Origin of the sequence: Bacillus cereus group sp. RP43 (assembly GCF_040459645.1) — a bacterium.
Taxonomy (GTDB): Bacteria; Bacillota; Bacilli; order Bacillales; family Bacillaceae_G; genus Bacillus_A; species Bacillus_A mycoides_C.
Window position 1 is genome coordinate 2,214,032 of the sequence record NZ_JARVHQ010000001.1, and the last position, 20,912, is coordinate 2,234,943.

Here is a 20,912-nt window from a genome sequence, read left to right on the forward strand (position 1 = left end):
GACTCATATAAAAAAGTTTCCTTAAGGAAACTTAGTTGTGAATTTACATTCGCATTATATTTTTTTGTTTGAAAGTTGCCTTTACGCAAAAAAATTACATATACGAAAAAAAGAAAGGAGGATGCATAAAAAATGACTGAGGCTATAATTGTCAAAGATTTATTTGTATCCTATCAAGGGAATCAAGTAGTTCAAAATGTTTCTTTTGAGATTGAAAAAGGAAAGCTCGTTGGGATTATTGGTCCAAACGGAGCAGGAAAGTCGACTTTGATGAAAGCTATTTTAGATTTAATCCCGAATGATAAGGGATATGTTCGGGTTCTTGGAGAGGATATTCGAAGCGCTAGAAAGCGTATTGCGTATGTACCACAAAGAAGTGATATAGATTGGGATTTCCCGATTACAGTTTTAGATGTAGTGCTAATTGGAACGTATCCATCTTTAGGGATGATGAAAAGACCGAGGAAAGAGCATCGAGATTGGGCATTTGAATGTCTAAAAAAAGTCGGAATGGAGGAATTTAAAAATCGCCAAATTGGTGAGCTTTCAGGCGGACAACAACAACGTGTCTTTTTAGCGAGAGCATTAGCACAAAAGGCGGAGATATTTTTCTTAGATGAACCGTTTGTTGGAATTGATGTAACGAGTGAAGAGACAATTATTAAAATTCTTAGAGAATTACGTAAAGAAGGGAAAACAATTGTTGTTGTACATCACGACCTAAGTAAAGCAGAGTCCTATTTTGATAAATTACTATTATTGAATAAGAGCTTAATTCATTACGGGGAAGTACGACAAGTATTAGAACCAACAGTTATGTCAAAAGCATATGTGAATCAAGGAATATTCTTCAATAATCCAGCGGAGGTACATTCATCATGAAGATTGTAGAATTTATAGATGCGTTAATGCAGTACGGTTTTCTGCAGAAGGCGTTATTAACTTCCGTGATGGTAGGAGTTATTTGTGGTGTAATTGGATGTTTTATTATTTTACGAGGTATGGCATTAATGGGTGATGCCATTTCACATGCTGTTCTTCCAGGAGTAGCGCTTTCTTATATGATTGGAATGAACTATTTTATAGGAGCAGTTTTAACAGGTGTTATAACTGCAGTTGGAATTGGATTTGTAAGTCAAAATAGTCGAATTAAACATGATATGGCTATAGGGATTATGTTTACATCTGTTTTCGCTGTTGGAATTATTTTAATTACCTTTATGAAGAGTAGTTCTGATTTGTACCATATTTTATTCGGGAATGTTCTATCGGTTCGTTCTTCTGATATGTGGATGACACTTATTATCGGAGTGGTCATTATTAGTCTTGTAATTTTATTTTACAAAGAATTACTTGTATCTACTTTTGATCCAACGATGGCGCAAAGTTATGGATTGCCAAATAAATGGATTCATTATGGCTTAATGATTCTACTTACAATGGTTACAGTTGCTTCACTTCAAACCGTGGGAATTATTTTGGTTGTTGCGATGCTGATCACACCAGCGGCTACAGCGTATTTATTAACAAACCGTTTATGGGTCATGATTTATTTAGCGGCAGGCATTGGTGCGCTTTCATCTGTAGTGGGGTTATTCTTTAGTTTCTCTTATAATCTTGCTTCAGGTGCAACGATAGTTCTTGTTGCAACATTCTTGTTCGGATTAGCATTCTTTTTCTCACCGTCACAAGGTTTGTTTTGGAGAGCTATCAAAATTAGAAAAAATAGAGCAGAGTTGTCATAATTGATTGGAGGATAATGATGAAATTTAAAAATATTTTATTATCGGTAATTTGTATGTTCGTATTTGCATTAACAGCGTGTTCTAGTAACACAAATGGAAAAGAAGAGGGTAGTGGAAAATTAAAAGTTGTAACAACATACTCAATTATATATGATATGGTGAAGCAAATTGGTGGAGATAAAGTTGAGATTCATAGTCTTGTTCCAATTGGAGCTAACCCGCATGAATATGATCCGCTACCAAAAGATGTTATGAAAATGACAGATGCAGATATGGTGTTTTACAATGGGCTAAACCTTGAAGAAGGCGGAGCGTGGTTTAAAAAGCTATTGAAAACGGCAAATAAATCAGAGAAAGATGCACCGGTTTATAAAGTAAGTGAAGGTGTAGAAGCTATTTATTTAGAAACAAAAGGATTAGAAAAAGAACCAGACCCACATGCTTGGATGAACATTAACAATGGTATTGTATACGCTGAAAATGTGAAGAAAGCATTAATTAAAGAAGATCCTAAAAATAAAGAGTTCTATACTAAAAATGCCGACAAGTATGTAGCAGAACTTCAAAAATTACATGATGAGACAGTAAACAGAATTCATCAAATCCCGGAGGAAAAACGTTTCTTAATCTCCAGTGAAGGTGCTTTTAAATACTTTGGAAAAGCATATGGTATTAAGACAGGATACATTTGGGAAATTAACTCAGAAAATCAAGGTACACCAGATCAAATTCGAGATGTTGTAAGTTTAATTCAAACAAACAAAGTTCCAGCTCTATTTGTAGAAACTAGTGTAGATCGACGTAGCATGGAAACTGTTTCAAAAGAAACAAACGTACCGATTGCCGGTACAATCTTTACAGACTCACTAGGTAAATCAGGTGAGGATGGAGATACTTATTTGAAAATGATGAAATGGAATATAGATACAATTATTAATGGGTTACAAAAGTAAAATCTAGCTGTTTTTCAATGTAGCGTAACTATTGAAATTTTATAAAATAAGAGAAGAAAGAGCCAGCTCATATGAGTTGGCTCTTTTATTTATCCCGCTATTTGCGGGCCGGTAAGACTCCCACCTTAAAATTCGGCGAATGCGAGGGAGTTAGGTGGGAGTCGGGATGCACGTAAAAGCACGATTGGTTTGGGCTATTAATCATTGGGGGATGGCCCCCCAATGATTAAAGTTTCATTTTATAGTTTTTTACTTTATTAATAATGGATTTGTTAGAAAGGATAATCATTTGTTTGATATAATTAATGGATGTGAAGTAGGAAATAGATAGAAAGATACTTCTAGCGATTTATACTTAAAATGTAGGGAGACTGAATAGAGTTATGGGGAATGAAAAAGAAATTAGTTCCGCTAAATTAATATGGAAGATGACGAGACCACACACATTAACGGCGACGTTTTCTCCTGTAATATTAGGGACTGTGGCATCACTTTATGTTGCCGAGATTCATTGGCTTTTATTTATTGCGATGATGTTTGCATGTTTAGCATTGCAAATAGCAACGAATTTATTTAATGAGTACTATGATTTCAAACGTGGATTAGACACTGCTGATTCTGTTGGAATTGGTGGTGGAATTGTCCGTCATGGATTGAAGCCAAAAAATGTTTTAACAGTTGCGCTTTTATTGTATGTAGTAGCAGCTTTTATTGGCATTTATATTTGTATGAATAGTAGCTGGTGGTTAGTGGTCATTGGTTTAATTGGGATGGCGGTTGGCTATTTATATACAGGTGGTCCATTACCAATTGCGTACACCCCATTTGGAGAATTAGTTTCTGGCTTGTTAATGGGGACATGTTTTGTACTCATTGCTTTCTTTATTCAAACGAATACTTTAACGATTGAAAGTGTATTGATTTCCATTCCAATTGGTATTTTAGTAGGTGCAATCAACATGTCGAATAACATCCGAGATATCGATGAAGATATTAAAGGTGGAAGAAAGACGTTAGCTATCCTCCTTGGGCGAGAGAAAGCAGTGGCAACACTAGCTGCAGCCTTTTTTATTGCTTATTTATGGATCGTTGTGATTGTGTTGATGGGTTATATAGGCCCTTGGGCATTAGTTATGTTCCTAGGTTTGAAAAAGCCAATCTCTGCAATTCAAGGTTTCCAAAAAGGAGTAAAGGAACCTGGATATATGCGCATAGCAATGAAATCAACAGCGATGACAAATACGATTTTTGGCTTCTTATTATCAGTCGGATTATTAATCAGTTATTTGTTTTAAATGAAAAACTATTGTTAAGTGATTAAACCCAAATTTTTCAATTTTAATATAGAGAAATTTGGGTTTTTATTTTTGGATTTTTATAATGTTGTAAATATATTTTTTACTGGTGGTAGCCCATGCCAATCAACCTAAGATTTTAAAGTATCCCCAAAACAAAAACTAAGCGAAATGCAGGGATTTTAGGGATGAAGTTGCAGCTACGAAAGAGAAGAAGAAGCCGTGGTGGAAGTTCTGGTAAGAATAAGATTTTATTGGACAAATGTACAAGCTAAGTTACTTAATTTGAATATCAATAATTATATTGATTTTCAAAAAAAGGTGGTGAATTATTTTGAACTCATATTTTTCAAAATCTAAGGGATGCTGTGGTAAGTTTCTTCCCGCTCATCCACCTGCTGTTCACTCGTTAGAATTCTCACCAGCGTATCGTAATTTCTGGCAAAATACATTTGTTACGATACCTAATGGACAGAACATTCCATTTAACAACCAAAGTATAGCTAACGCAGGAGGAATTGTTTTACTTTCTCCTACTACAGTATTTATTCCATTAGCTGGAGATTATGAAATTAACTATGTAATTACAACTGCTGTTTTTACAGAAGTAAATCGAGAACAACAAGTAACGGCTATTCTAAACGGAGCGCCAGTACCTAATTTCCAAACATCTTTTGGAACGATAACCAACATTGGAGAATCATGTGACCAATTTTCAGGAACAGCTATTTTAAGAGTACCAGCTAAATCAATTTTTTCATTAAGAAATACAAGTCTTAATGGAAGTTCTATCTCTCTTTGTAATCTAGTTGAAAGTGGTGCAGCACTAAACATTAAAAAATTAAGTTAAAATTTTTTAAAAAGGCTAGAAAAAACAGCTTTTCTATCGGTTATTGCAGTCTGTATAGTAATGTGGCATAAACTAAAATCTCCTTCAAATCCTCTAAAGGAGATTTTCTAGTTTTTTAGATGTACTAAAAAAGCAAAATGTTACTTCAACATTTTTTATGCAAGGTAGCAATTTACAAAATACAGGTTTTCAGGAAAATGTTATCTAATTTTACTGATAAAGAAGCCGATGGTGCTCAGGGCAACTTCTTTTAGAATTGATTCATGCAATGTAGCCTATGGGAAAAGTAACATTATAAAACAAAATAAAAGAGCCAGCTCATACGAGTTGGCTCTTTTATTTATCTACTATTTCCAATTGTCCTCTTATTTTCTCCGGTATGTCCTTTTCAGAAACAACGTCGTAAGAATAGACATACTTTCCTTTCACATGAATTTTTAAGTAAGTTTTTTTTATAAAATCATTAGGGGTGTTAGTTCCTACTGTATATTCTTTCTCATTCCTTGATTCATCAACACCTTTTAGTGAGTACATAGCTCTTCCTTTATGATGATAATCCAGAACGCCATATCCCTTCGCAATGGCGTTATTGAATTACGCTTCTAAAAAAAAGAAGAAAACGCAATATCGAGTGAATAAAGTAATACAGTTAATGATTAAAGAAGGACAAAAAATCAATTTTAATTCAGTTTCAGAAAAAGCACTTGTTTCTAAAGCATATTTATATAGAGAACCCTTAATCAGAAAAACGATTGAAGAGTTACTTCAACAACAAGAAGGAATACATGATTTTAAAAAGACATCCGATGCCTCAAAAGATGTAATCATAAAAACTTTAAAAAATAAAATCAACCTTTCAAAACATAGGAACAAATTATTAGAAAGTGAAAATGCGCATCTAAAAACACAACTAAAAAAAATTAGGAAAAGTATATGGAAATTTATAAATAGGAAGAAACATCGTATCATTTTTAAAATAACATACTTAACAGTACTAGGGTCTTTGCACACTTTTATGTTAAGAAAAAGAATTTAAATCATAATGATACATATTAAAATCTTTTGCAAATATCTCTTGAACCAACTGAAGTGTTTCTGCGTCATAAAAACTATCATAAGTAGGTAATCGTGGGAAAAGAGGCTTGGTAATATCAGCTTCTGCATAAATCCCTTTGTAAATCATCTTGCTACTTTGATAATGCCAAGATTTTGATAACAGATCTAATGGTGATTTTTTTAATTTATATACTTCTTCTAGTTTCGAAATTCCTGTGTTGAAATTTTCTAGATAAATATAGTTCGTAACGAATTCCTCTTCTCCTTGTATATATTGTTGTGTAAAGTGAGGATCTACTTGATCTAATTTGGTCATATGTGCTTTTAAATAATACAAAAATAGTTTAAAGGAAATGGGTTTATTGCAGGTTTCATCACCATACAGAAATTGTCGAATGGGTTTCCATGCGGGATTCTCAAAATTTGGTGGCGGAATCAGAGCAACAAAAGAACTTACTGCTCTTCTATAAGGATTTCTTACTAGTTTATACGTATTCTTCTCTTTAGTTTGTAATCCACTAGCTAAGTGTGCTAAATAATGTGTAGAGCTTTTATATACTTCATACTCATAGTTGTGAATGAACGGGTTGTATTTTATCGCTTCTTTAAATAAATTAATTTGATAAAAAAACCAGTGGGCTAGCGAAGTACAGCCGCTTTTTTGGCTCCAAAATAAGATTAAGGGGAAATCTTTATGGAAATGAGGGACACGCCCTTGTTTGTATATAAAATTATATAGTTCTGTATGATCCATTTTGAACCTCCATTCTTATATAGCAAAAACATAAATTTTTTTTAATAAGCGATAACTAACTTTAGTCCACTAATACCAATAATGATAGCTAGAAATATTTGAAGGGGTTTAACGGGAATCTTAGTGGAGAATTTACTACCAAGTATGACACCTGGGATAGAACCAATGAGTAAATGAATTAACAAGAGATAATCTACGTTGCCTAAATTCATATTTAGTATGCTTGCAACCGTCACTAATAAAAAAGCATGTGTAATATCTGTGCCTACTAACTCGGATGGTCTCAGTTGATATAAATATATCATTGCAATAGCGAATAAAGAGCCTGACCCCACAGAAGTAAGTCCCACGATAAAACCGAGTATTGCACCAATAAGAATTGTTAGGCTCTTTTTTTGTACCATAGTCTGTCTTTGAAAATAATTTTGTGTAGATTCATTATAGAAAAATGCCTTTATGAAAATAGAAATTGCCGCAAGGATTAGAACATATCCTAATATATACTTTATAATTCCTTCTCGACTATAGTGAAAGATCGGTAAGAAATGAATCGTTACTACTGCGATAATTGCACTAGGTATACTCCCAATAGCTAGATATTTTACTAGTCTAAAATTGATGGTCTTCTGTTTCCAGTGTTGGGATATTCCAAACATTTTAGTAATAGAGTTATATACTAGATCAGTTCCAACAGCTACAGAAGGACTTATACCTAATGTTAGAAGAAATGGAGTCAGTAATGCGGCCCCACCTATCCCTGTTACTCCAACCAATCCCCCTATGATGAAACCCATCATTATAATAGAAATACTCATTATAATTCCCCTTCCATACCGCTGGCTTTTAATAGTGGTTTTCGTTTTTAAAGAGACTCTATGCATAGTGGGGGGATAGGTATATTAGTTAAAAATTAATTTCATTCTTTTTATATCCATATGCTTCAAAATCGTCATTATATATTTCTGAAACAAGCTTTAGAGCTTCTTCATCATAAAAACTTCGATAGGTTGGTAATGAAGGGAATTGTGGATTTGTAATATCTCTATTTGCATAGTTTCCTTTATAAATCATTTGATGTGCCCTATGATGAGTGAAGTTTGTAAGGAGTGATATATCAGAAGAAAGTAATCCATATTCTTTCTCCAACTTCGGAATTATTGTATTAAAATTCTCTAGTTTTATATTTTGTTTGATGACCTTTTCTTCCCCCTCAATATATTGTTGTGAAAAATGTTGATCTAACTGACTGGATTTAGCTCCTATTTCTTTTACATAATATAAAAATTGCTTAAATGAAATTCCTTTCGAATCATTTTTATCATTATAAAAATATTCTCTAATCTGTTCCCAGTGTTTCGAGGCATACGGGTTGCACGCAGGTTTTATGGTATCCTTACTTAGTTTCAAGAGCTGCATTTCTAAAATTGTGTAGTAATCAATTTTATTTTTGTATATTTCAGATTTATAGTAATGAATGAACGGTGCATATTTCATTGCTTCCTCATATAACCCAATTTGGAAGAAAAACCAATTCGTCAGGGAAGTTCAACCGCTTCTGTGACTCCAAAATAAAATTATAGGGAAATCCTTATGATAGTGCGGAATACGTTCGCCATACTCAATCAATTCTTTGACATTGTCCTTCATTATTTATGATATTTCATACTGGCAGTTATAATGAACGCTTAAATATAATGGTAACTACTCATACCATTGTATTTAAACATTACTGTAAAGGTACTTATTTGCATATAAAATCCCAGTGTATTAAAAATAACTTATATATGTACCTGAATTTTCTAAGCATATCGAAACGTAATAATTACTTATCAAATTTTAAAATATAGAAATCTGTTATAAGGAGAATTATGTATGAAGATATGTGTACAAAGATAGAGGTATTAATATCGCTACAATAATTTATAAAATGTCTTGATAATATGGTAAAGTGGCAACAGTTTGCTAGTATGCCAGAACAGTTCGCCTGTATTAAAGAAATGATACAGGAGCAAACGAAAGTCTCACGTCCAATCTTAACGCAAGATGCAAAAGAACGGATTGAAAGTAAGCTGTTATGTTCATTTTTAGGTGAGGAAGAGGTTTTGCTTACATATTATAAAGATGGCTACTTATATAAAAATTACATAACAGCGGTCGATATTAATCCATTACATGAGATGATTATATGTACTGATGCTTTTCGTAATAAGAGAATGTTTAATTTTGGTGATGTAATTGAAGTGAATTAGAGGGGGAGAAATAAAAAAAATTACCTCTTCCTAACTTAATTATATCATGTAATTAAAGGTCAAAATAGACTGTTTATTCTCATTTACTCTTGCTACAATCAATAACACATGAATAGTAAGGAGAGATGCCGAATGAGTTCTTTTGTTCTCGATTTTCAGGAAGTAGAAAAAACGCAGCTTACGCTTGTTGGTGGAAAAGGATTGAATTTAGGGGAATTATCAAATATTCAAGGGATACAAGTGCCAGAAGGATTTTGTGTTACAACGGTAGGGTATGAAAAGGCCATCGAACAAAATGAAGAGTTTCAAACTTTGTTGCAGCAGCTAACAAAGTTGAAAATTGAAGAGCGAGCTCAAGTTGGTGAAATTAGCAGGAAGATTAGAGAAATCATTATGGCAGTAGAAATTCCTTCTGATGTAGTGGAATCAGTAGCTCATTATCTCTCTCGCTTTGGAAATAAACATGCGTATGCAGTGCGTTCTAGCGCTACTGCTGAAGATTTACCACATGCATCGTTTGCAGGTCAACAAGATACGTATTTAAATATCATCGGAAAAGAAGCAATTTTGCAACATGTAAGAAAGTGCTGGGCTTCTTTATTTACAGATCGAGCAGTCATTTACCGAATGCAAAATGATTTTGAACATAGCCAAGTTTCTATATGTGTTGTCGTTCAAAAAATGGTTTTCCCGCAAGCTTCGGGAATTTTATTTACTGCTGACCCAATTACTTCTAATCGGAAGGTGGTATCAATCGATGCTAGCTTTGGACTTGGCGAGGCTTTAGTAGCAGGCTTAGTATCTGCTGATAACTATAAAGTGAAGGAAGAAAAAATCGCCGGAAAGATGGTCGCAACTAAAAAATTGGCTATCTATGCCTTAAAAGAGGGCGGAACAGAGACAACACAAATTGCCCTGAATCAACAAAATATTCAAACACTTACAGAGCAACAAATTTTACAACTAGCACAGCTCGGAAGGCATATCGAAGCTTATTTTGGTTGTCCGCAAGATATTGAATGGTGTTTAGTTGATGATGCATTTTATATTGTTCAAAGTCGCCCAATCACGACTTTATATCCAATTCCAGAAGTAAATGATCAGGAAAATCATGTGTATGTATCGGTTGGTCACCAACAAATGATGACTGATCCTTTGAAGCCATTAGGAATGTCTTTATTCCAGTTAACATCCTTTGGACCAAGGTTTCAAGCTGGAGGAAGGCTGTTTGTTGATGTTGCACAAAGATTGGCTTCGCCTGCTAGTAGAGCACTTTTATTAAATACAATAGGGGACTCGGAGCCGCTTATTAAAGATGCATTAACGACTGTAATAGAGCGAGATGATTTTATCAAATTGTTACCGGATGATGAAAAAGAAAAGAGTCTTGGTAAAAGTATGCCACCTGCAAGTTCGCAACCACAAATCGAAAACGATCCGGCAATCGTTATGGATTTAATAAAGAATAGTCAAGCATCGATCGAAGAGTTAAAACAAAACATTCAAACGAAATCAGGGCTGGATGTACTTGATTTTATTTTGGAAGATATTAAGCAATTAAAGAAAATATTATTTCACCCGCAAAGTATGGCTGTCCTTATGGCAGGTATGAATGCTTCATCATGGATTAATGAAAAGATGGAGCAATGGCTAGGTGAAAAAAACGTAGCAGACACACTTTCACAATCTGTACAAAACAATATTACGTCAGAAATGGGGCTAGCATTATTGGATGTTGCAGATGTGATGCGGCCATATCCAGAAGTTATTACGTATTTACAGCATATAGAAGAGGATAGCTTTTTAGATGAGCTAGTTAAGTTTGAAGGCGGGGATAAAGCACGAGATGCAATCTATGCTTTTCTGAATAAATACGGAATGAGATGCAGCGGAGAAATCGATATTACGAAAACGCGCTGGAGTGAAAAGCCAACTACAATTATTCCGATGATTTTAAATAACATAAGAGATTTTGAAATTGGTGCTGGTAAAAGGAAATTTGAAGCAGGGCTGCAGGAAGCTTTGAAAAAAGAAGAAGAGTTATTAGAGCGATTGCAGCACTTGCCGGATGGTAAACAAAAAATAGAAGAGACGAAGCGAATGATTAGTAACATCCGGAATTTTATCGGTTATCGTGAATATCCAAAATACGGCATGATTAATCGCTATTTCATATATAAGCAGGCAATATTGAAAGAAACCGAGCAACTCTTGCAAAATAACGTTATTCATGAAATAGAAGATATATACTATCTAACTTTTGAAGAACTTCACGAAGTTGTCCGTACGAATAAACTGGATTCCGAGGTTATTAATAAACGGAAAAATGAGTACAAATTATATGAAAAACTAACACCTCCGCGTGTTATGACGTCTGATGGAGAAATCATTACAGGTAAGTACAAACGAGAAAACCTCCCGGCCGAAGCGATAGTAGGTCTGCCTGTTTCTTCTGGAGTGATTGAGGGGAGAGCGCGCGTTATTTTAAACATGGAAGATGCGAATTTAGAAGATGGAGATATATTAGTTACTGCCTTTACTGATCCTGGATGGACACCATTATTTGTGTCTATAAAAGGATTAGTTACCGAAGTTGGCGGACTCATGACACATGGAGCAGTTATTGCACGTGAATATGGATTACCAGCAGTTGTCGGGGTAGAGAATGCGACGAAAATAATAAACGACGGTCAACGAATTCGGGTACATGGAACGGAAGGGTATATCGAAATACTGTAGTTAAAAAGATCATTCGCTATATGTAGTGGATGATCTTTTATTTTTTTGGCTCTGTTAAATTTTAATGTTGATAATCGAGTGAATTAGAGGGAAATCCTTATATTTGGGTTTCTCGTTTTTATACTTTCGACTTTTTCGCTGTTAAGAAACATTTTTTAGCCAAGTAATAATTCGAAGTACCTGAAATGGTTCAAACCAAGTAATTAAAAACATCACAACGAAGAAAGAAATAAGTGATATGAATTTCAATGTTCCTTTTTCCCGTTTAGCAACTGCTATAAAATTTAGTACAATTCCAACTAAAAAAGAAATAAAACTAAAAAGGACAATCAGTTCAGAATAGCCATCTATTATCCAATTTAATCCGAATAATAATAGCCCTATAAACATCAAGAGCATTGATAACTTACTGAATTTTTCCATAATTACACCTCCAAATATGATTTTACCATTTTAAGGAGTAAATGATAATTATTTTTTATTGCATAAGAATTAACAATTACACGATAAACGTAAGCTCTCATACGTATCAATCATTTCATACACAAATGACGATAGGAGAAACTCTTTTATATTGTGTTTAGTGCTTTCGTTACTACAACTATCAACAAATGTAATACATTCGTCACTTTTTCGAGTACGGTAAAGAACGGTATTCGTTGTATCAGTAAATGTTTTACTACAGCACTTGCAACGATCATTATACTTTCCAAACCTTACAACATGTTCGGAAGCACAAAGAGGACATTCGAATCCCTCTTTGAAACGTGTTTCACGCATTTCATTGATTAAATGATCACCGACAGAGGAAGAAGGCTCTACATAACGTTTTACCCATTGAAACACTCGCTCTTTTTCTATGTGGGGTAATTTGTTGATATGTTTTAATAAATGTCTGAACGCTTTGCTCAATCTTGCCACAACTTGAACGTTTGTTCTTTTTATACTTAGTTTCAGGAGAGTTATCAAATATGAACATTTACCTTTAACAGAGCCATTTTTTAGCCAACTGCTATCACCTGAAACTGAAAATCAAAATAAAAATGAGCATATGAATTGGATTTTTTTGAATGTCCCTGTCGTAAAAGAAAACATACATGCCACGATTCGAATTCACATGCAAGAAGCAACCATAAACATCGATGAATCAGAATGTATACCAATCTAAAACAAAGAATATTTTCAAAAATATTACAAATTAAGACAATATATTGCGAATTATCAGAATATTATTTATTATATAAACGTTGTAACGTATTTAATATTGGGGAGGAATGGGGATGAAGAAAAAGCCTTTTAAAGTGCTGTCTACGCTTGCGGCGACAGCTGTGCTTAGTTGCACATTTGGATTTGGTAGTCAATCTGTTTATGCAGCAACGCCGTCTAATGTAGGAGCTTTAAGTCCAATTGATGAAAATTTAATTCCAGAGGAGCGTTTAGCAGATGCGCTCAAGAAACGCGGTGTAATTAGTGAAGCTACGTCGAAAGAAGACACATTAAAAGCTGTTGAAAAATACGTAGAGAAGAAAAAAGGCGAAAATGCTGGAAAAGAACCAGTAGCGGGGGACAGTGTTACGAGAGAAGCTTCTGATTTTTTGAAAAAGGTTAAAGATGCAAAAGCAGATGAGAAAGAAAAAGCAAATCAACCTGTTAGTGGCCCGGTAGCTGGACAAGAGCCGGTTAAAGGGGGATTAAACGGAAAAGTACCAACTACTTCAGCGAAGCAAAAACAATATAACGGTGATGTTCGTAAAGATAAAGTTCTTGTATTGCTAGTAGAGTTTGCTGACTTTAAGCATAACAATATTGATCAAGTACCAGGTTATATGTATTCAAATGATTTTAATCCAGAACATTATCAAAAAATGTTATTTGGTGATGAGCCGTTTACACTCTTTGATGGTTCAAAAGTCCCAACATTTAAACAATATTATGAAGAGCAATCTGGTGGTAGTTATACAGTCGATGGGACAGTAACAAAGTGGTTGACAGTTCCTGGTACAGCAGCGGATTATGGTGCAGATGCAGGAGATGGCGGTCATGATAATAAAGGACCAAAAGGACCTCGCGATTTTGTAAAAGAGGCATTAAATGCAGCTGTAGAAAGTGGTATTGATTTATCTGAATTTGACCAATACGATCAATATGACAATAATGGTGATGGCAATAAAAACGAATCAGATGGTCTTATTGATCACTTAATGGTCATTCACGCTGGAGTTGGGCAAGATGGAGGCGGTGGTAGACTAGGTGATGACGCAATTTGGTCACATCGCTGGAACCTTGGAACACCATATCCAATTGAAGGAACAAAAGCAAAGGTTGATAACTGGGGCGGTAAAATGGCAGCATACGATTACACAATTGAGCCAGAAGACGGAGCAGTTGGTGTATTCGCGCATGAATTTGGTCATGATTTAGGTCTTCCAGATGAGTATGATACGAAGTATTCAGGAGCAGGTGAGCCAATTAACTCTTGGTCTGTGATGAGCGGCGGCAGCTGGGCTGGTAAAATTGCAGGTTCAACGCCACCGAGTTTCTCTCCGCAAAATAAAGAGTTCTTTCAAAAGAACATGGGTGGAAACTGGGCAAATATTGTAGAAATCGACTATGATAAATTAAATCGCGGTATCGGTCTTGCGACGTACTTAGATCAAAGTGTAACGAAATCAAATCGCCCTGGTCTGATTCGCGTTAACTTACCAGATAAAGATGTAAAAGGTATTCAGCCTGCATTCGGTAAGAAATATTACTATAGTACAAAAGGCGATAATCTTCATACAACAATAGAAACGCCAGTGTTTGATTTAACAAATGCAACAATGGCGAAGTTTGATTACAAATCATTGTATGAAATTGAAACAGATTATGATTTCCTTGAAGTACATGCAGTGACAGAGGATGATAAGAAAACGTTAGTGGATCGAATTGGCGAAAAGAATGTGAAAAATGGTCTAGACACAACGGATGGTAAATGGGTAGATAAGTCATATGATTTAAGCCAATTTAAAGGACAAAAAGTAAAACTAGTATTCGAATACATTACAGATGGTGGTTTAGCACCGAACGGTTTTACTCTTGATAACGCTACATTAACTGTAGATGGAAATGTTGTGTTCTCTGATGATGCAGAAGGCGAAGCGAAATTAAAATTAAATGGTTTCGTTACAGCAAACGGTTTTGATAAGAAGAAACATAACTATTATTTAGAGTGGAGAAACTACGCTGGTGCTGATCAAGCGTTAAAATATAGCGGTGGTGTACCGTATAATACAGGTCTTGTTGTATGGTATGCAGACTCTAGCTTTACAGATAATTGGGTTGGTATTCATCCAGGCGAAGGTTTCTTAGGGGTTGTTGACTCTCATCCAGAGGCAATTATTGGAACGCTAAACGGCAAACCAACTGTTAAAGGTAGTACACGATACCAAATCGCAGATGCTGCGTTCTCCTTTAACCAAGCGCCAGCATGGAAAGTTGTATCTCCAACACGCGGAACATATGATTACAAAGGGTTACCAGGTGTAACGAAGTTTGATGATTCTAAATTGTATATGAACGATTTAATCCCAGATGCAGGACGTAAAGTACCGAAGCTTGGATTGAAATTTGAAGTAGTTGGACAAGCAAATGATAATTCTGCAGGAGCAGTTCGTTTATATCGTTAATAATGGAGAAGCTGTTGAAGAGGATTCCTTTCAACAGCTTTTTTCATAGGAACATAAATTTCAAGTTACTAGTAAAAATAATAGTAACTACTCAGCCATACATTTCATTTAGAAGGTTGTTGATGCTCAGATTGATTAAAGCATGTTTCTATGCAGGGCAAGCTTATTTCTTTAAACCAGCTGCATAGAAAGGACCATGAACTGCGATTGTTGATAAAATACGAGCAATTTCCTCCGGTGTTTCTTTTTGTCCATTATTTAACCATTGTTGAATAACACCTATATGAGCAGATGCCATATAAGAAGCTAAGTATTGGCTTGGAACAAGTAAATTCTCCTTATTAATGAGAGCACCATTCGTATCTTCAAATAGCGTTTTCCACATAAAGTCTTTCAATTTTGTTTGGAAAGATAAATCTCCTTTTGTGCTTAGTACAGCTTTCATAAAATCACTATTTTCATTTAGAAATTCAAGGATAGAAGTGATAAGTACAAACGGCGTTGTTGGAGAAGGATTTGATCCAAGGTCAGCAATAACTTCCGGAAATTTCTGTTTGGCGATGCTAGAAAACTCATACATAATTTCTTCTTGGCATTTCGTCATTAAATCGAATTTATCTTGATAGTGCGCATAGAAAGTACCGCGATTTATGTTTGCTTTCGTTGTAATATCTTTCACTGTAATGGCGTCAAAACCTTTTTCCTCAATTAACTCAACCAATGCATTTCGTATGGCAGTTTTCGTACGAATAACACGTAAATCTAAATTACTATCGCGCAAAGCATGTCCCTCCTTACATTTTTTTCAACACATTTAGAAATTGTGTCTTATAACCGACACATTCACGATTTTTGATTATTGTATAAGATTTAACTCAAACATATAATTCAAATATAAATAAACAACACGTTGTTGGTTATTATAGATCAAATTAAAGGAGGAGAAAAGAAAATGTTAAAAAACAAGCTCTTATTTTTATCACCAATTATTGCACTACTTGTTGTTTTTATTTTTTCATTAACATTATTTCCAAGCGTTCAACCTAAGCCGAAAAACTTGCCAATTGCAATTGTGAATGAGGATCAAGGAGTAGAAATTCCGAATCAAGCCAAAATGAATATGGGACAAACAATTGTTGATATGATCAAAAAAACATCAAAAACAGATGAAGAACCTGCGGTAAAATGGGTAGAAGTAAAAAATAAGGAATCTGTTCAAAAAGGTTTAAATAATCAAGAGTATTACGCAGCGTTAGTCATTCCGAAAGACTTTAGTACAAAACAAGCATCATTACGAACAACACAGCCATCTTCACCAGAGGTAGAAATATATATAAATCAAGGAATGAATACGGCAGCTTCAACTATGGCAGGGCAAATGTTAAATGGAGTAGTTGATAATATGAACAATAATATTCGTACTCAGTTATTAGAAGGATTTAAAGCAAAAGGGACTACTTTAACAACGGACCAAGTTTCGAAATTGGTAACACCTATTACAAAGAAAGTGACAAATGTAAATGAAATCGGCAAAAATAGTGCGAACGGTAACTCGCCAATTTCTTTATTCCAACCGTTATGGATTGCAAGTTTAGCTAGTGCAGCGATTATCTTTATTGCGATTAGTAGAATGCCAGTAGGTACAAGAAAAGAAAACTTTGTATTAAAACTAAAACAGATAATAACAGGAGCTATCGCGGCGCTTGTAATTGGATTCGGTCTTACATGGATCGCAGATGGAATGGTAGGGTTAAATATTTCGAATTTCACGGATACGGCTTTGTTCTTATCCATTACTTCTTTTAGTTTCTTGTTAATGATTTCTGCGGTGCTTTCATTAGTTGGTTTAAAGGGAATCGGGTTATTTGCACTGTTACTTTTCTTTGGTGCACCGCTATTGGCGCTAGCACCTGAAATGATGTCTCCATTTTATCAAGACTGGATTTACTCCTGGTTACCGATGCGATTCATGATAGAAGGTCTAAGAGAAATCTTCTTCTTCGGAAAAGGATTAGCTTGGAATACTCCTATTACTGTACTCGTTTGGATTGGTGTAGTAAGCATGGTTATCATACTTGGAACAGCTTTAAAACGTAGCGTAGTAAAGGAACATAAAACTGAAGTAAATGCTTGAAAAATAGTAGAGGAAAAACCGTTTCACTAGTAGTGGGGCGGTTTTTTTGTTGGGGAATACAAGCTAAATAGTAGTGAATTACGTTATATAATGTATTAAACAGAACAGAAATAAATAAGAAAGGAGCAAATAAATGAAAAGGGGAATTACAGTCGATATTCCAAATGAATATGATAATTTACTTTGGAAAGTGTTAATGCCGATTGATATTACTGCATTTGATTGGTGGGGAGTGAGGAGTCGTACTTAGTAGCACATGGTGGATTGGATGAAGCATTATTTCCAGAAGAACCAACTATAGTAGAAGGATCAGATTTGAAAAGATTATTTAAAGGCAACATATATTATGTTATTTTTGCAGATTTAAAAGCGTATCCAAAAGGAGAGGAAGTAGTAGATATTGAAACATATAAAGAATTTAAAGAGAGTGAGTGTGAATTAGTTTTACTAGTTGCGGATTGTACATACGTCACAATTTACGCTAAAGACCAAAACGCAATTAAATTGATGTATGAAAATGCAATTGATCAAGGGTTTTATGTTGAATATGTTACAGATGGAAATGATGGAAGAACTCGTTTATCCGTGTGATAGGTATATAAAGGGGGAAGTAAATGAATCATATTACTGCTGATTTAGTTAAAAAGTTAATACAAGAGCAATTTCCTAAATGGGCACATTTAGAAGTGAAACCTGTAAAGCTTAGCGGGAACGATAATAGAACATTTCATTTAGGGGACGAGATGAGTGTTAGGTTGCCAAGTGATGTAGCATATGTACCGCAAGTAGAGAAAGAAAATACTTGGTTACCTATATTAAGTAAGGGACTTTCTTTACAAATTTCTGCACCAATTGCGAAAGGGAATCCGACTAAAGAATATCCGTGGCCTTGGTCTATTAATAAGTGGATCGAGGGAGAGACGGTGACGAAAGAAAATATTCGTGATTTAGATGAATTCGCAGCAGACTTAGGAGCATTTTTAATAGATTTACAATCAATTGATGCGAGTAACGGACCAATAGCTGGAGAACATAATTTTTACCGAGGCGGGCTTATATCTGTATACGATGAAGAAGCGAGAGGGGCTATCGAAAATAATAAGGATGTTTTTGATGAAACAGTATTAAAGCATCTTTGGGATGTAGCACTTCGTTCAACATGGGACCACAAACCAGTTTGGGTTCATGGAGATGTTGCGCCAGGAAACTTACTCGTTAAGGATGGAAAACTTTGTGCCGTAATTGATTTTGGTATTTTAGGAGTAGGAGATCCGGCTTGTGATGCAGCGATGGCATGGACATTTTTTGATAAAAATAGTAGAAACATATTTAAAGAAGTATTGCGCATAGATGAAGAAACGTGGAATAGAGCGAGAGGGTGGGCGCTTTGGAAGGCGTTAATTACATATGATGCGAATAGGGATAGTAAAGAAAAAGTAGCCGAAGAATCGTATCGTGTAATTCAACTAATTGCTGATGATTATGGGGTGTAATAGAAAAAGCCTATTTTGAATCATATGATCAAAATAGGCTTTTTACATTATTAATCGATACTTAAAGCTTTTTTACCCATTTGATTATAACTGTGCTCAAATCGGGATTTTACCATTGGTTGGTCTTTTTTACCGTCTAATGGGTCATTATAGTAAATGTTACGATCATCTACACCAGTTATGATAATCGTATGTGCATTTCTGTATCCATTCACGGTTTTTCCTTGAGGTGTTTGCCAAGTATGTTCTAGTTGCGGAGCAGTTATTTTGTTCCCTACCCACGCTACAACTGGTTTGCCATTACGTACATAGCTTTCTAATACAGAGAAATCCTGTCCTGTTAAATCTGTACCTCTTGCATGTTTATCAAGTAATTGTTTCAATGGTGCTGGGTTAATAGAGTAACCATAGCTCTTTCCACTTACGTCACCAACGAATCCGATGTCTGGATCACCCCAAACTGTAACTTTTCCGTTTCCATCAGTCTTGCGTCGCGTTGTATCAAATGGCATTTGATTAGCAAAGTCTACTTTATGTAATGAACGTCCTGTATAGTATTCTAAAAGCATTTGCAGTGAAACAACTGTACTTCCTTTTTGTAGTTCCGGCAATTGATTAATAGCAGGAACATTTAAGAGAAGCTTTGGACGTAAGAGATAAGACATATTTACCCATTTTGGTCCTTTATCTGTACGAATTTGTACCCATCCGTCATCTGTCTTAGCTAATTCTTCTATACCACCTTGTGGAGCATACTTTCCAGATACTTTAGAAGAAAAATTAGGGCTATCGTAAGCAAAAAATGTTCTTGGTATGTATGTTAGTTCTTTTCCTTCACCCTCTTTTAAATATGGATTCATCCATTGAAGACCTTCGCTAGTACGAATTTTTAACCAGATGCTATTTTCTTCAACGACAGTTACAGTTTGAGGGGGATACTTACCAACCACGTATCCTGTTCTTGACGGTCTATCAAAGGTAACAAAATTTATATCAATATATACTTGTTTTTCTTGTAATGGTGTCCACTTCAACCCATGATCCGTAGCGATTTTAATCCATCCGTTTTCAAATTCATCGAATACAGTAACGGTTTGTGGTGCATATTCAGCAAGTATACTTGAATGAAGAGAGGATTCAGGATAAATAAAATAATTTTGTTTCATAGTAACTTGCTTTAATTTAATTTCTTTATCTTTCGATTGGTCTGTGCGAGCAACTAAACTTGCAGCTTCTGCACGGGTAATAGTGTTATCTGGATACCAATGACTACCACCATAACCCGCTGAAATACGAAGAGCAACAAGAAGATTGGCCGACTTTTCACTCCAGTGTCCTTTTAAATCTTGAAATACAGTAGGTAATAGTTCAGTAGATTTTTTGTCTAAGTTATATGAATGAGCAAGCATAGAAGCCATAGCAGCTCTCGTTAGTTTTCCAGAAGGATTGAAATTCCCATTACCTACTCCTTTAATAATTCCAGCTTTCTCAACTGCAGCAATATAAGGAGTAGCCCAATGGTCTTGGGAGTCCTTAAATGAGGGCTTAGCTGAAGCATCTATTTGTAAGTTTAATATTTTTGCCATGATAATTGCGGCAGAAGCTCTATCGATTTCAAGGTTAGGTCCAAATGTACCGTCTGGTAAACCAGATAAAACTTTTTTCTTTACTAAATAATCAACGGACGGCTTTGCCCACCCAATAACATCGGGAAACTGATAGTAGTTATCGTCTTCATGAATTTCAGGCTGTGCATTACTTTTTGGTGTTACAGTTTCACTCACAGCTAAAGAACTAGATGGAGCGATGAGAGCGCCAAGTAGCAGTGTGCTTGCCATAGTTATTTTTATTGTTTTCAATTTTACATTCTCCTTCTATTTTAAGTAGGTTAATTTAATGAGTAAATTGACAAAAGGAAATAAAATGGTTACAAATAATATGTTTTAAGTATGTATATGTAACATTACTGAAGAACA

General features: G+C 34.9%; 16 protein-coding genes and 5 pseudogenes. 13 read left to right on the plus strand and 8 right to left on the minus strand.

Annotated features, from left to right (window positions below; translation table 11 throughout):
• The first annotated feature begins 132 nt into the window (after window positions 1-132).
• From QCI75_RS11640 to QCI75_RS11665, 6 genes and pseudogenes are all read left to right on the plus strand, one after another.
• Window positions 133-882 (plus strand): metal ABC transporter ATP-binding protein, encoded by a 750-nt coding sequence (locus tag QCI75_RS11640; protein ID WP_144506258.1) that lies wholly within the window; start codon window positions 133-135, stop codon window positions 880-882.
• The gene (locus QCI75_RS11645) at window positions 879-1,745 is read left to right on the plus strand and encodes a metal ABC transporter permease (protein ID WP_199709687.1); all 867 of its coding nucleotides are present in this window, start codon (window positions 879-881) and stop codon (window positions 1,743-1,745) included. Before QCI75_RS11640 ends, QCI75_RS11645 begins: the two co-directional genes overlap by 4 nt.
• 17 nt (window positions 1,746-1,762) lie before the next feature.
• Window positions 1,763-2,698: a manganese ABC transporter substrate-binding protein/adhesin MntA gene (gene mntA / locus QCI75_RS11650; RefSeq protein ID WP_144506256.1), complete on the plus strand. Its 936-nt coding sequence runs from the start codon at window positions 1,763-1,765 to the stop codon at window positions 2,696-2,698.
• A gap of 383 nt (window positions 2,699-3,081) precedes the next feature.
• The gene (gene menA, locus QCI75_RS11655; RefSeq protein ID WP_144509122.1) at window positions 3,082-3,993 is read left to right on the plus strand and encodes a 1,4-dihydroxy-2-naphthoate polyprenyltransferase; all 912 of its coding nucleotides are present in this window, start codon (window positions 3,082-3,084) and stop codon (window positions 3,991-3,993) included.
• Between the two features lie 334 nt (window positions 3,994-4,327).
• Window positions 4,328-4,843 (plus strand): BclA C-terminal domain-containing protein, encoded by a 516-nt coding sequence (locus QCI75_RS11660; protein WP_353760515.1) that lies wholly within the window; start codon window positions 4,328-4,330, stop codon window positions 4,841-4,843.
• A gap of 112 nt (window positions 4,844-4,955) precedes the next feature.
• Window positions 4,956-5,045, plus strand: a pseudogene (locus QCI75_RS11665) (polysaccharide deacetylase family protein); the annotation flags it as partial.
• A 134-nt stretch (window positions 5,046-5,179) separates the two neighbouring features.
• On the opposite strand, the pseudogene QCI75_RS11670 reads toward QCI75_RS11665, so the two are convergent.
• Window positions 5,180-5,428 (minus strand): annotated as a pseudogene (locus QCI75_RS11670) (YxeA family protein); the annotation flags it as partial.
• Window positions 5,429-5,474: 46 nt separating this feature from the next.
• Here QCI75_RS11670 and QCI75_RS11675 point away from each other — a divergent pair.
• Window positions 5,475-5,879 (plus strand): DUF6262 family protein, encoded by a 405-nt coding sequence (locus QCI75_RS11675; protein ID WP_353760516.1) that lies wholly within the window; start codon window positions 5,475-5,477, stop codon window positions 5,877-5,879.
• On the opposite strand, the gene QCI75_RS11680 is transcribed toward QCI75_RS11675, so the two are convergent.
• The 3 genes and pseudogenes from QCI75_RS11680 to QCI75_RS11690 all read right to left on the minus strand — a co-directional run bounded on the left by QCI75_RS11680 (window position 5,862) and on the right by QCI75_RS11690 (window position 8,300).
• Window positions 5,862-6,653: a sulfotransferase family 2 domain-containing protein gene (locus tag QCI75_RS11680; RefSeq protein ID WP_144508933.1), complete on the minus strand. Its 792-nt coding sequence runs from the start codon at window positions 6,651-6,653 to the stop codon at window positions 5,862-5,864. The genes QCI75_RS11675 and QCI75_RS11680 overlap by 18 nt on opposite strands.
• Window positions 6,654-6,694: 41 nt before the next feature.
• A complete protein-coding gene (locus QCI75_RS11685; RefSeq protein ID WP_353760517.1) occupies window positions 6,695-7,468 on the minus strand; it encodes a sulfite exporter TauE/SafE family protein in 774 nt (257 codons plus the stop codon).
• Window positions 7,469-7,556: 88 nt separating this feature from the next.
• Window positions 7,557-8,300: pseudogene (locus tag QCI75_RS11690) on the minus strand (sulfotransferase family 2 domain-containing protein).
• A 293-nt stretch (window positions 8,301-8,593) separates the two neighbouring features.
• Between QCI75_RS11690 and QCI75_RS11695 the strand changes: the two are divergent.
• Both QCI75_RS11695 and ppsA read left to right on the plus strand, forming a co-directional pair.
• Window positions 8,594-8,902 (plus strand): YolD-like family protein, encoded by a 309-nt coding sequence (locus QCI75_RS11695; RefSeq protein WP_144508411.1) that lies wholly within the window; start codon window positions 8,594-8,596, stop codon window positions 8,900-8,902.
• A 132-nt stretch (window positions 8,903-9,034) separates the two neighbouring features.
• Window positions 9,035-11,641 (plus strand): phosphoenolpyruvate synthase, encoded by a 2,607-nt coding sequence (gene ppsA / locus QCI75_RS11700; RefSeq protein ID WP_353760518.1) that lies wholly within the window; start codon window positions 9,035-9,037, stop codon window positions 11,639-11,641.
• Window positions 11,642-11,782: 141 nt separating this feature from the next.
• Here ppsA and QCI75_RS11705 read toward each other — a convergent pair whose 3' ends face one another.
• Together QCI75_RS11705 and QCI75_RS11710 are read right to left on the minus strand one after the other, a co-directional pair.
• A complete protein-coding gene (locus tag QCI75_RS11705; RefSeq protein ID WP_353760519.1) occupies window positions 11,783-12,064 on the minus strand; it encodes a hypothetical protein in 282 nt (93 codons plus the stop codon).
• 180 nt (window positions 12,065-12,244) lie between these two features.
• A pseudogene (locus QCI75_RS11710) lies at window positions 12,245-12,553 on the minus strand (transposase); the annotation flags it as partial.
• A gap of 368 nt (window positions 12,554-12,921) precedes the next feature.
• Between QCI75_RS11710 and QCI75_RS11715 the strand changes: the two are divergent.
• Complete coding sequence (locus tag QCI75_RS11715) at window positions 12,922-15,309, plus strand: immune inhibitor A domain-containing protein (protein ID WP_353760520.1); 2,388 nt, start codon at window positions 12,922-12,924, stop codon at window positions 15,307-15,309.
• Between the two features lie 163 nt (window positions 15,310-15,472).
• Here QCI75_RS11715 and QCI75_RS11720 read toward each other — a convergent pair whose 3' ends face one another.
• Complete coding sequence (locus QCI75_RS11720; RefSeq protein ID WP_144508415.1) at window positions 15,473-16,090, minus strand: TetR/AcrR family transcriptional regulator; 618 nt, start codon at window positions 16,088-16,090, stop codon at window positions 15,473-15,475.
• Window positions 16,091-16,261: 171 nt separating this feature from the next.
• Here QCI75_RS11720 and QCI75_RS11725 point away from each other — a divergent pair, with 171 nt between their 5' ends.
• The 3 genes and pseudogenes from QCI75_RS11725 to QCI75_RS11735 all read left to right on the plus strand — a co-directional run bounded on the left by QCI75_RS11725 (window position 16,262) and on the right by QCI75_RS11735 (window position 18,936).
• A complete protein-coding gene (locus QCI75_RS11725; protein ID WP_353760521.1) occupies window positions 16,262-17,443 on the plus strand; it encodes a YhgE/Pip domain-containing protein in 1,182 nt (393 codons plus the stop codon).
• 133 nt (window positions 17,444-17,576) lie between these two features.
• Window positions 17,577-18,034, plus strand: a pseudogene (locus QCI75_RS11730) (DUF2691 family protein).
• A 23-nt stretch (window positions 18,035-18,057) separates the two neighbouring features.
• Window positions 18,058-18,936, plus strand: coding sequence for an aminoglycoside phosphotransferase family protein (locus QCI75_RS11735; protein WP_353760522.1), 879 nt, complete (start codon window positions 18,058-18,060; stop codon window positions 18,934-18,936).
• Between the two features lie 50 nt (window positions 18,937-18,986).
• Here the strand turns inward: QCI75_RS11735 and QCI75_RS11740 are convergent, their stop codons facing one another.
• Window positions 18,987-20,795 carry an S-layer homology domain-containing protein gene (locus QCI75_RS11740; protein WP_353760523.1) on the minus strand — a complete coding sequence of 603 codons (1,809 nt, stop codon included), beginning with the start codon at window positions 20,793-20,795 and terminating at the stop codon, window positions 18,987-18,989.
• Between the last annotated feature and the right edge of the window lie 117 nt (window positions 20,796-20,912).

Coding starts and splice junctions, on each gene's coding strand:
- QCI75_RS11640 (WP_144506258.1), top strand. CDS start 133: ATGACTGAGGCTATAATTGTCAAAGATTTATTTGTATCCTATCAAGGG.
- QCI75_RS11645 (WP_199709687.1), top strand. CDS start 879: ATGAAGATTGTAGAATTTATAGATGCGTTAATGCAGTACGGTTTTCTG.
- mntA (WP_144506256.1), top strand. CDS start 1,763: ATGAAATTTAAAAATATTTTATTATCGGTAATTTGTATGTTCGTATTT.
- menA (WP_144509122.1), top strand. CDS start 3,082: ATGGGGAATGAAAAAGAAATTAGTTCCGCTAAATTAATATGGAAGATG.
- QCI75_RS11680 (WP_144508933.1), bottom strand. CDS start 6,653: ATGGATCATACAGAACTATATAATTTTATATACAAACAAGGGCGTGTC.
- QCI75_RS11685 (WP_353760517.1), bottom strand. CDS start 7,468: ATGAGTATTTCTATTATAATGATGGGTTTCATCATAGGGGGATTGGTT.
- QCI75_RS11695 (WP_144508411.1), top strand. CDS start 8,594: ATGGTAAAGTGGCAACAGTTTGCTAGTATGCCAGAACAGTTCGCCTGT.
- ppsA (WP_353760518.1), top strand. CDS start 9,035: ATGAGTTCTTTTGTTCTCGATTTTCAGGAAGTAGAAAAAACGCAGCTT.
- QCI75_RS11705 (WP_353760519.1), bottom strand. CDS start 12,064: ATGGAAAAATTCAGTAAGTTATCAATGCTCTTGATGTTTATAGGGCTA.
- QCI75_RS11715 (WP_353760520.1), top strand. CDS start 12,922: ATGAAGAAAAAGCCTTTTAAAGTGCTGTCTACGCTTGCGGCGACAGCT.
- QCI75_RS11725 (WP_353760521.1), top strand. CDS start 16,262: ATGTTAAAAAACAAGCTCTTATTTTTATCACCAATTATTGCACTACTT.
- QCI75_RS11735 (WP_353760522.1), top strand. CDS start 18,058: ATGAATCATATTACTGCTGATTTAGTTAAAAAGTTAATACAAGAGCAA.